This window comes from Campylobacter sp. MIT 12-8780, assembly GCF_006864535.1.
Classification (GTDB): Bacteria; Campylobacterota; Campylobacteria; order Campylobacterales; family Campylobacteraceae; genus Campylobacter_D.
In genome coordinates, this window is record NZ_QHLL01000008.1 from 74,508 (window position 1) to 81,902 (window position 7,395).

A 7,395-nucleotide genomic window follows, 5' to 3' on the forward strand; every position below is an offset into this window, starting at 1 on the left:
CGAAACAGGGCAGACTAACCCTCAAGCACCATTAAATCAAGAAAATTAGAACAAAGGATAAAAAGTGCAAGAAATTGATGAGTTTATAACAAATTTTGTAAAAGATTTGGAGTATAAACCTATACTTTTAATGTGCTCAAAGCTCAAATCAGGTAAAAAACTCCGTTCAAAGCTTCTTTTAAATATAGCCAAGCCAAGCCAAGAAGCCTTTACAATCTGTGCTTTGATAGAGCTTATCCACCTTGCAAGCTTGCTTCATGATGATGTTATTGATGAAGCAGAGTTAAGACGAGGGGCAAAAAGCATTAATGCTGAATTTGGGGCTAAAAATGCGATTATGCTAGGCGATATTTTATACTCTAAAGCCTTTTTTGAGCTTTCAAAGCTTAACTCAACTTTTGCAAAAATTATCTCAAATGCTGTTTTAAAGCTTTCAAAAGGCGAACTTATGGATATAGAATTAAGCAAAAGTTTTAATGATGATGAAAAGGCTTATCTTGAGATGATCGATCATAAAACTGCAGCATTGATTGAAGCAAGTGCGCGGTGTGGGGCGATACTAGCTGGTTTTGATGAAGAAAAATTTGCTTTATATGGTAAAAATCTTGGCATAGCCTTTCAGATCATAGATGATATACTAGACATTAAAAATGACGCACAAACGCTTGGAAAGCCAGCGATGAATGATTTTAAAGAAGGAAAATGCACCCTAGCATATATCTTTGCATATAAAAACTTAGCCCAAGATGAAAAAACAAGGCTTAAAAGCTTGTTTAAAAAAGAGCTCAGTCAAGATGAAGCAGTTTGGCTTAAGAGTATCATCGCTCCTTATTTAGATCAAAGTTTTATTTTGGCAAAAGATTATACGCAAAGAGCTTTAAAAGCCATAGAAAATTATCATAATGAAGCCTTAGAAGATATCGCTAAAACGATGATAAATAGGGAGTTTTAATGACTTATTTTTGTATAAGCTGGACGCATAAAAACACAGAACTTGCTTTGCGTGAGAAATTTTCTTTTTCAGATGAAGAAACAAAAAAACAATTTCTTTCCCAGCTTATCAAACATCAAAATATACAAGAATGCTTGCTTTTAAGCACTTGTAATAGGGTTGAAATTTTTGCTTTTGTTAAAGATAAAAACAAGGCTGGTTATTTGCTAGCTAGCGTTTTGGCTGAGTTTTACAAACTTGATACAAATGAGCTTTATAACAGAGCTGATATTTTTGAAGATACAGGGGCTATTCATCATCTTTTTTCAGTGGCTAGCTCACTTGATAGCTTAGTTGTAGGCGAAACTCAAATCGCTGGACAGCTTAAAGACGCTTTTATCTTTGCTTTGGAGCATAAATTTTGTGATATTCATCTTTCAAGGGCGGTGCATTATGCTTTTAAATGCGCAGCTGCGATTCGCACTCAAACGCAAATTTCTAAAAACCCCATCTCCGTTTCTTCTGTAGCTGTGGCTAAGGCTAAAGAACTACTTTCTTTAGAAGGCAGAAAGGTTATAGTTATCGGTGCTGGAGAGATGAGCGAGCTAGCATGTAAGCATTTGCTTACCGCAAGGGCTCATATTATTTTGCTTAATAGAAGCTTAGATAATGCCAAAGAACTTGCCTTGAAGCTTGGTAGAGGCGTAGAAATTGATAGCCTTGATAAGCTTGAATACTATCTTAACACATATGAGCTTTTTTTCTCGGCTACAAATTCGCCTCATTATATCATCACTGATACTATGCTTAAAGAAGTGAGCTTTACGCGTTATTTTTTTGATATAGCTGTGCCAAGGGATATTGACTTAAAACAAAGTAAAAATGTGCAAGTTTTTGCCGTAGATGACTTAGAAGAAGTGGTAAAAACAAATCTTGCCTTAAGAGAGGAACAAGCTAAGATAGCCTATAAGATCATTGGCACTATGACAGCAAGCTTTTTTAGGTATTTAAACAAACTTACCTTAACACCTATCATTAAGGATTTAAGGCTTGAGGCAAAACGTTGTTCTCAAGAAATTTTAAGCAAGGCTTTAAAAAAGGGTTATTTGAAAGGTTCTGATGAGGAAGAGGCAAGAAAGCTCATTCATCAAGTATTTAAAGCCTTTTTGCACACGCCAACACTAAGGCTTAAAGAACTTGAAGGGCAAATTCAAAGTGATACTATCATCAATGCTTTGCGTTATGTTTTTGCTTTAGAAAATGAAAAATCTGGCTTAAATGAATACAAATGTGAATTAAATTTAAAGGATAGCTGATGAAAATGAGTAAATTTTACGCACCAAGCACCAAAGAAAGCCCAAAAGATGCGATTTTAGCAAGTCATATTTTTTTGCTTAGGGCAGGCTTTATCGAGCAAATTGGTAGTGGGCTTTATAATTTCTTACCGCTTGGGAAAAAAGTGTATGATAAGATAGAAACTATCATTAAAGAGGAAATGGATAAAGCAGGTGCCTTGCAAACTAGCTTAAGTTTTGTAACTCCAGCTTCTTTGTGGCAAGAAAGTGGAAGGTATGAAGCGTATGGAAAAGAGCTTTTGCGTTTTAAAGATAGAAAAGAAAATGAATTTGTGCTGGGTGCAACACATGAAGAAGCCATGCTAAGCGTGGTTAAAAACAAAATCACAAGCTACAAGCAACTGCCTTTAAATTTATATCAAATAGGGCTTAAATTTAGAGATGAAGCACGTCCTAGATTTGGGCTTTTAAGGTGTCGTGAGTTTGTGATGAAAGATGCGTATAGCTTTCATGCAAATGAAGAATGCTTAAAGGCTGAGTTTGATAATATGTTTGAGACTTACTCAAGGATTTTTACTCGTTTAGGGCTTGATTTTAGGGCTGTTGAGGCTGATAGTGGAGCCATTGGAGGAAGTGGAAGTAAGGAATTTATGGTGCTTGCAAAAAGTGGCGAAGATGATATCATCATTTGTCAAAACTGCTCATATGCGGCAAATATCGAGGCTGCAAAACGAGCTAAAAGAACGAGCAAAGAAGAGCGTCCTGAAGCAAATTACGCAAGCAAATTTCACACTCCAAATACAAAAACTATCAAGGCTGTGGCTGAATTTTTTAAAATCGCTGAGTTTTATACTATAAAAGCTGTGGTGAAAAGGGCTATTTATGAAAATGAAAGTAAAATGGTTGTGTTTTTTCTAAGAGGCGATGATGATTTACAAACAACAAAGGCTAAAAATGCTTGCAATGCTCTTGATATAGTAGATGCTGAAGAAAGCGAGCTTATAGAAGCTGGTTTAACACCCGGATTTATCGGCTTTGTGGGCTTAAAAGACATTGATTTTTATGTGGATAATGAGCTTTATGAAGAAAGTAATATGATCATGGGCGCCAATGAAAAAGACTATCATCTTGTAGGCATAAATGTCAGCAATCTTAACAAAGATCGTTTTAAAGACTTGTGCGAGGTAAAAGAAAATGATACTTGTGCGTGTTGTGGTGGGGTGCTTAAGATGAGTAAAGGCATAGAAGTAGGACACATTTTTAAGCTTGGCACGAAGTATTCAAGCGCGATGAATGCGAATTTCTTAGATGAAAATGGCAAAGCTCAACCTTTTTATATGGGGTGTTATGGCATAGGTGTAAGTCGTTTGGTGGCTGTAGCTGTAGAGGCAAGCCATGATGAAAAAGGCATAGTATGGAACAAAACACTCACACCTTTTGCTTTGCATATCATCATCTCAAATATCAAAGATGAAAAAGCCTTTAAGCTTGGCGAAGAACTTTATAATAAACTTACTCAGCAAGGTTTTTCTGTGCTTTTTGATGATAGAAATGAACGTTATGGAGTAAAGATCAATGATTTTGAGCTTATGGGCTTTTCTTATGCTTTAATCATAGGCAAGGGCTTAGAAGAAGGCTTTGTTGAGCTTGTGAAGCGAGAAAAGCTCGAAAAAACTCGTTTGAGTGCTGATTTGAACGAACTTGAAGAAAAACTAAAGAAAGCTTTATCATGAATTACTACCGCTTTTCTATCTTTCCTTTTGTTTTGCTTGAGCTTTTAGCAAGCGTGCTTTTTGTTTTTGCTTTTGGCTTTGGAAATTTTTTGATTTTTTTGCTTGTAAGTGTGATTGTAGGCGTGATCTTGCTTGCTGTATTTTGGAAAAATATGCTTGAATTTCAGCTTTTGCGTCCTAAGGAAATGCTTGCTCAATTTGCTTATATAATCGCTGCTTTTTTATTTATAGTGCCGGGTGTTTTAAGCTCGTGTATAGCCTTTTTTATCTTGATTTTTGCCCTTATTTTTAAAGGTAAAAAAAGACAAAAACAAGCCTTTGCAAATTTTAGCAGGGAAGAAAAACCTAGCAAAAGCAAAGTATATGATGAAGAAATCATTGATGTAGAGATCATTAAGGAGTAAAAATGAAGCTCATAATCGCAACACGAAAAAGCCAACTTGCGTTGTGGCAAAGCGAATTTGTCAAAGCGAGCCTTTTAAAAGAGCATAAGAATTTAGAGCTTTTACTTCAAGGCTTTAAGACAAAAGGCGATGTTTTGCTTGATAGTCCTTTGGCTAAGATAGGTGGAAAAGGGCTTTTTACCAAAGAGCTTGAAGAAAGCATGCTAAGAGGAGAAGCCCAGCTTGCGGTGCATAGCCTTAAAGATGTGCCAAGTTTTTTACCGCACGGGCTTGTTTTAGCTGCACTTTGTAAAAGACACAGCCCAAATGATGCCTTACTTAGCGATAAATTCAAAGACTTTCAAGCCTTGCCAAAGGGCGCTAAGATAGGCACGACAAGCCTAAGACGCAAAATGCAGCTGCTTGCCTTGCGATCTGATTTAAACATCATTTCTTTAAGGGGAAATGTTAATTCTCGCATAGAAAAGCTTAAAAAAGGCGAGTTTGATGCTATAGTTTTAGCTCAAGCTGGCATTGAACGTTTAAATTTAAATAAGCTTGTAAAATTTACTTATACCTTTAGTCTTGATGAGATGATACCAGCGGCTTCTCAAGGCATACTTGGTATAGAAAGCGTTGATAAAAAGGAAGTTTTAGAGCTTTTAAAATGCCTAAATGATGAAAATGCAAGCATTGAAAGCAAGATAGAAAGAGATTTTATCAAAGAGCTTGAAGGCGGTTGTCAAGTGCCAATCGGTATAAATGCAAAGATAAATGGCGATGAGATAGAGCTTAGAGCGATTTTGGGCTTACCTGATGCAAGTAAAATACTTCAAGAAAAACTTGTGATTAAAAAAGCTGAATACAACACAGCTGGAACTAGCTTAGCTCAACACTTCATCAAGCAAGGCGCAAAAGAGCTTTTAAAAGAGGCTGAAAAGATGATATAAGAGGAAAAAATAATGCAAAAATTCATTAAAATTTTAGAAGAAAACAACTTACTTAAAGTCATATCAGATCCAATTGATACAGAACTTGAAATGGCTCATATTGCCTATATAGAAGCCAAAAAAGGCGAGGAAGGTAAGGCTTTGCTTTTTACCAATGCTATCAATAGAAAAGAAAACAAAAACTATGAATTTAATGTGCTAATGAATACTTTTTGCAATAAAAAAGCCCTTCATCTAGCCTTTGGCAAGGATTATGAAGAAGTAGCAAGCGAAATAGCAAGTCTTTTAAAGCTTCATATCCCTACGAATTTTGGTGCAAAGCTTGACTTTTTTAAAACCCTTTTTAGCCTTAGAAATGTCCCACCAAAACGCGCTAAAAGCTTGCAAGCAGACTTTAAATTTAAAACTCTAAAAAGTCTTGATGAACTGCCTATCTTAAAAACTTGGAGCAAGGACGCTGGCAAGTTTATCACTATGGGACAAGTTTATACTCAAAACCTTGATGGCACGCAAAATAACCTTGGTATGTATCGCTTGCAAGTTAGCGCTCAAAATGAGCTTTTATTTCACACTCAAATTCACAAAGACAGCACACATTTTTTCAACGAATACAAAAAAGCTGGCAAAAAAATGCCTGTAAGCATAGCTATAGGCGGTGATCCACTTTATATTTGGTGCGCTCAAGCTCCTTTACCAAAGGGAATTTTTGAGCTTTTGCTTTATGGTTTTATCAAAAAACACCCAGCCCAACTCGTAAAATGCGAAAGCAATGAGCTTTTTGTCCCAAAAGATAGCGATATAGTCATCGAAGGCTTTGTGGATACGAATGAATTTAAACTTGAAGGTCCTTTTGGCGATCATACCGGTTTTTATACTCCAGCTGAGCTTTTTCCGGTGATTAAGGTGGAAAAAATTTTTGCTAAGAAAAATGCTGTATATCAAGCCACGGTTGTAGGTAAGCCTCCGCTTGAAGATAGAGTGATGGGACTTGGCACAGAAAGGGTATTTTTGCCACTTTTGCAAACCACTACGCCTGATTTGATTGATTATAAAATGCCTGAAAATGGAGTGTTTCATAATCTCATCTTAGCAAAGATCAAGCCAAACTACCCAGCACACGCCCAGCAAATTATGCACGCTTTTTGGGGAGTAGGGCAGATGAGTTTTGTCAAGCATGCTGTTTTTGTCGATGAAAAAGCACCTAGCCTTGAGGATTATGAGGCTTTGATTTTGCATATTTTAAACCGCTTTAAGACTGAAAATTTGCTTATTAGTAGTGGGGTGTGCGATCAGCTTGATCATGCCTCGCCAAATGCTTGTTTTGGCGGAAAACTTGGGCTTGATGCGACAAATGATGAGCTTAGCAAAGATGAGCTTGAAAAACTAGATGATGAGGCTTTACTTGAGCTTTTTAAGCAAGTTGATGAAAATATCACAGCCTTAAAGCAGTTTTTTATACAAAGTAAAAGTCCTATAACTTGCATTTTGGTAGATAAAAAAACAGCGCATAAAGAACTTTTTGAAAAGCTTTTAAAACTTAAAAAACATTTTAAAATTCTCATCTTTTTAGATACAAACAACCACCTAGAAAACCCATATATGCTCCTTTGGCGTGTGGCAAATAACATAGATGCGCAAAGAGACATTTTTATCAAAGATGAATGTGTGGGCGTTGATGCAAGTGCAAAAGGCGAGCTTGAAGGCTATACAAGGGCTTGGCCTGAGCAGACGGATTGTGATAAAAGTGTGGTTGATGGCTTGATTTTAAGAAATATCATCAAGCAAGACAAAACTCTTTTTGATCAATTTGAGCTTTTTGAATGAGGAATTAGGCTAATTAAATTTTAAAAAGAGCAAGCGATCAGAGCTTGCTTTGCATTTATGACTAAAATTTTTCACCACCACCATTACTACAAAATACATATATATTGATAAAATTTATTATTTTTAATATAATTTTAAGTTCTTATGATTTATCATTTTACTTTTGAAAATTTAAAGACAAAAAAGGGAGCAAAACAATGAAAAGAATTTGTCTTGGTTTAAGCTTAGCTGTAACGCTAGCTTTAGCTGAGAATAATGCTACACAGGGGGGGGGGGCTT

6 protein-coding genes are annotated in these 7,395 nt (G+C 36.0%); all 6 read left to right on the forward strand.

The genetic code is table 11. The annotated features are described in order from the left end of the window. Positions 1-64: 64 nt before the first annotated feature. From DMB95_RS07395 to DMB95_RS07420, 6 genes are read left to right on the forward strand one after another with little or no spacing between them, the layout of a single operon-like run. Complete coding sequence (locus tag DMB95_RS07395; protein WP_142931535.1) at positions 65-952, forward strand: polyprenyl synthetase family protein; 888 nt, start codon at positions 65-67, stop codon at positions 950-952. After that, a complete protein-coding gene (hemA, locus tag DMB95_RS07400) occupies positions 952-2,247 on the forward strand; it encodes a glutamyl-tRNA reductase (protein ID WP_142931536.1) in 1,296 nt (431 codons plus the stop codon). The genes DMB95_RS07395 and hemA overlap by 1 nt, the downstream gene beginning before the upstream one ends. After that, a complete protein-coding gene (locus DMB95_RS07405) occupies positions 2,244-3,959 on the forward strand; it encodes a proline--tRNA ligase (protein ID WP_142931537.1) in 1,716 nt (571 codons plus the stop codon). Before hemA ends, DMB95_RS07405 begins: the two co-directional genes overlap by 4 nt. After that, entirely contained in the window at positions 3,956-4,363 is a 408-nt protein-coding gene (locus DMB95_RS07410) for an integral memnbrane protein (RefSeq protein ID WP_142931538.1), read from the forward strand. Before DMB95_RS07405 ends, DMB95_RS07410 begins: the two co-directional genes overlap by 4 nt. A gap of 2 nt (positions 4,364-4,365) precedes the next feature. Continuing rightward, positions 4,366-5,292: a hydroxymethylbilane synthase gene (gene hemC / locus DMB95_RS07415; protein ID WP_142931539.1), complete on the forward strand. Its 927-nt coding sequence runs from the start codon at positions 4,366-4,368 to the stop codon at positions 5,290-5,292. 12 nt (positions 5,293-5,304) lie between these two features. Further along, positions 5,305-7,116, forward strand: coding sequence for a menaquinone biosynthesis decarboxylase (locus DMB95_RS07420; RefSeq protein ID WP_142931540.1), 1,812 nt, complete (start codon positions 5,305-5,307; stop codon positions 7,114-7,116). The last annotated feature ends 279 nt before the right edge of the window (positions 7,117-7,395 follow it).